This is a genomic window from bacterium (assembly GCA_021372775.1).
In the GTDB taxonomy this organism is placed as follows: Bacteria; Acidobacteriota; Polarisedimenticolia; order J045; family J045; genus JAJFTU01.
Genome location: JAJFTU010000213.1, coordinates 1 through 3410, shown reverse-complemented (window position 1 = coordinate 3410; position 3410 = coordinate 1). Strand labels below are relative to the sequence as shown.

At 71.5% G+C, this 3410-nt stretch carries 4 protein-coding genes; 1 reads left to right on the top strand and 3 read right to left on the bottom strand.

The window, feature by feature from the left end:
* Positions 1-4: 4 nt before the first annotated feature.
* From LLG88_07440 to LLG88_07430, 3 genes are read right to left on the bottom strand one after another with little or no spacing between them, the layout of a single operon-like run.
* Entirely contained in the window at positions 5-397 is a 393-nt protein-coding gene (locus tag LLG88_07440) for a dethiobiotin synthase (protein MCE5246738.1), read from the bottom strand.
* A 3-nt stretch (positions 398-400) separates the two neighbouring features.
* Positions 401-1336, bottom strand: a complete 936-nt coding sequence (locus LLG88_07435) for a phosphatidylglycerol lysyltransferase domain-containing protein (GenBank protein MCE5246737.1) — start codon at positions 1334-1336, stop codon at positions 401-403.
* The gene (locus tag LLG88_07430; GenBank protein MCE5246736.1) at positions 1333-1767 is read right to left on the bottom strand and encodes a GNAT family N-acetyltransferase; all 435 of its coding nucleotides are present in this window, start codon (positions 1765-1767) and stop codon (positions 1333-1335) included. The genes LLG88_07435 and LLG88_07430 overlap by 4 nt, the downstream gene beginning before the upstream one ends.
* A gap of 47 nt (positions 1768-1814) precedes the next feature.
* On the opposite strand from LLG88_07430, the gene murJ reads away from it, so the two are divergent.
* Positions 1815-3410, top strand: a 1596-nt coding sequence (gene murJ / locus LLG88_07425) for a murein biosynthesis integral membrane protein MurJ (GenBank protein ID MCE5246735.1), incomplete at its 3' end; no start/stop codon positions are given.

The following is a 3410-nucleotide window of genomic DNA, read 5'->3' as shown; positions in this document are numbered from 1 at the left end:
TGGACTACTCGACTTCGACGTGGACCTCTTCGCTGACCCAGAGGCCGTGCAGCGTGCAGTAGGACATCGCGGAGAACTTGGCCGGCGCGTCGAGCGAGACGAAGAACGCCGCCTGCTGGTGGCCGGACGCGGGGTCCTTGCCGGCGGTCGAGGCCTTGGGGTTGTAGATCGCCGTCGCCAGCAGCTTGTCCCCCTTGTAGAGCTGGAGGTACTGGATGTAGTGCTCCTCGAGGTCGGGATGGACGTAGTCCTGCCCCATCCGCACCAGCACCTGGAACGTCTCCCCCTTCTTGACCTTCGCCGGGGCGACGACGTGCGGCGTGTGGCGGTCGAGGTAGTCCTTCTTCGCTTCCTTCATTTCGGGGGTGATGTCGGTCGGCAGGTTGATCTTGGGCATCGGTCAGTCTCTCCTTCCGTCGGCGCCCGCCTCCGGCGCGCGGAGCGTCAGGCGCAGCGACTCGGCCAACTCCACGGGATGGTACGACTCCTTGGCTTTGCGGAGCCCCTCGTTGCCGAGGTCCTCCTCGCGGTTGACGCGCGGCACGCCGCGCGCCGCCAGCAGCTTCGCCGTCTCCTGGACGACGATCTGGTGCATCCCCTTGAACGAGCGGAGCGCCCGCTCGAAGTGGACGACGGCGGTCTCCGGGCACTGCATCTCGAACAGCGCGAACGCCGCGGGCCGCTCGCCGACGCGGATCAGGATGCCGTCGAGCCCGAGGCACGGGAAGAGGTCGAGCGTCGTGTTCAGCGCCCGGAGTTCCTCGCGCAGCGAGCCGCGCACCGGCCACCCCTCCTCGGCGTCGATGTCGGCGAGGACCCGCCGCGCGTCGGGGACCGAGTCGGCGCGGAACGGCTCGACGGTCCACTCGTACTCGCGCCGGGCCTGCGCGATGTGGTTCCGCTTCCCGGCGTAGGCGCGGCCGGCGAGCGTGGCGAGGTCCTCGACGCGGTAGATGTAGTTCGCGTTCTCGCGTTCCGAGACGACGTCGAAGCGCGCCGCGAACTCGGGGTTGCGCTCGATGAACGGGCGCTCGACGCCGACGATCCGCAGCGGGTACGGCAGCGCGCGCGCCGCCTCCAGCACCTGTCCGGCGAAGTCGCCGAACCGGCCGAGCGGCTGCAGCAGGTGGCGCTCCCCCTTCTCGACGTAGGAGACGAGGAGCGCGTCGGGACCGGGACGAACCCAGCGGTAGTCGAACAGGCCGTCCCACGCGGCGAGGCAGGAACAGGTGTAGCCGGTCAGCGAGTGACAATGGGAAGCGAGGAACGCCCGCAGCTCTGCGGCGTCCTCGCGCCGCACCGAGCGAAACTGGAACCCCAGAAAGGTGTCGTTCAAGGTCGCGCCTTAAGGCCGTGGCGGAGCGGCGTGAACCCTTCGAGCGCCGCGAAGCCGAGCCGCTCGTAGAACGGGATCGTTCCGGGCTCGGCCACCAGGCCTATCCATTCGATCCCCGCCGCGCGGCACCGCGCCACGAGGCGGCGGATCATTTCGCCCCCGATGCCCCGGCCGCGCCAGTCCGGCAGCACGACGACGTCCTGAATGTACGCGTCGCTCGCGCCGTCCGAGATCGCGCGGGCCATCCCGACCAGCCGGCCGTCCGGCCGCCGGGCCCCGAGGAAGCAAAAGCTACCGCGAATCATCTTCGGGATCGCCGCGCGCGCGGCGTCGCTCTCGGTCCACCAGCCGCCCGCGCGGTAGAGGGCGACGATCTCCTCGGTCGGCGCGGCGGTCAGCTCCTCGTACCGGATCTCTTCGGGGTCGTTCATGGCGGGATTATTGACGCGCGGCCGCGAAACGGGCAATCTCCGGCTTCGTGAGCGACGAGCGGAACGAGAGCGGGCAGCCGGCCGAAGCGCCGCGGCAGGCTCGACGGCTGGCGCGGGCCGCGGGGCTCGTCTCGTTCGGCACGCTCCTTTCGCGGCTGCTCGGCCTGGTCCGCGACCAGCTGTTCGCGGCCCTCTTCGGCGCGACGGTCGTCAGCGACGCCTTCGTCATCGCCTTCCGCATCCCGAACCTGCTGCGGGACCTCTTCGCCGAGGGGGCGCTCTCCGCGGCGTTCGTGCCGACCTTCACCGCGACGCTCCGCAACCGCTCGCGGCGGGAGGCGTTCCTCCTCGCCAACCGGCTGACCACGACCCTCTGCGCGATCCTCGGCGCCTTGGTGCTGCTCGGGCTCTTCGGCGCCGACGCGATCGTCTCCGGCATCGCGCCGGGATTCGCCGACACGCCGGGGAAGCAGGAGCTGGCCGTCCATCTGACCCGGATCATGCTCCCCTTCCTGCCGCTCGTTTCGCTCGCCGCGGTGGCGATGGGGATGCTCAACTCCCTCGACCACTTCTTCGTCCCCGCCTTCGCGCCGGCCTGCTTCAACATCGTCTCGATCGTCGTCGGCGCGGCGCTCTGGCTGAAGGGGCTCGACCCGCGGATCGCCGTCGCGGGCTGGGCGGTCGGAACGCTGCTCGGCGGCGCGGCGCAGTTCCTCGTGCAGGTCCCGGCGCTGCGGCGGGAGGGATGGCGCTTCCGCCCCTCGCTCGACCTGGCGTTCCGCGACGCGGGGATGCGGCGGATGGCGCTGCTGATGGGGCCGGCGACCGTCGGGCTCGCGGCGACGCAGGTCAACATCGTCGTCAACAGCATGTTCGCCAGCCACGTCGCCGGCGGCGCGGCGTGGCTCAACTACGCCTTCCGGCTGATGCAGCTGCCGCTCGGGCTGTTCGGCGTGGCGGTCGGGACGATCGCCACCGCGGCGCTGGCCAAGCGCGCCGCGGCGCGCGACATGGCCGGGATGTCGCAGACCCTCGGGCAGTCGCTGCGGCTCGTCTCGTTCCTCACGATCCCGGCGACGGTGGGGCTGATCGTCCTCGCCGCGCCGATCATCCGGCTGATCTACCAGCGCGGGAACTTCACCGCGGCCGACACCGAGGCGACCGCGGGGGCGCTCGTCTGGTACGCGGTGGGTCTGTTCGCCTACTCCGCGGTGAAGGTCGTCGCCCCGGCGTTCTACGCGCTCGGCCGCGCGCGCGTGCCGCTCGTCGCGTCGGTCTCGGCGGTCGCGGCGAACGTCGTCTTCAACGCGCTTTGCTTCGAGAAGTTCGGCCATCGCGGCCTCGCCTTCGGCACGTCGCTCGCGGCGCTGGTCAACTTCGCGGTGCTGACGATCGCCTTCCGCCGTTCGTGCGGTCCGGTGGGCGGCGCGGTCTGGGGCGGGACGCTCAAGTGCCTCGCCGCGGCGGCGCCGATGGGGCTCGGCGCGTGGGGCGCGGCCCGCGCGATCGAGGCGACGCTCGGCACGGCGTCGCTCGCCGTCCGCGCCGTCGGCGCGCTCGTCCCGGTCGCGGTCGGGATCGGGATCTACGGCGCCGCCTGCTGGGCGCTGCGCCTTCCCGAACTGTCCGACATGCTCTCGCTG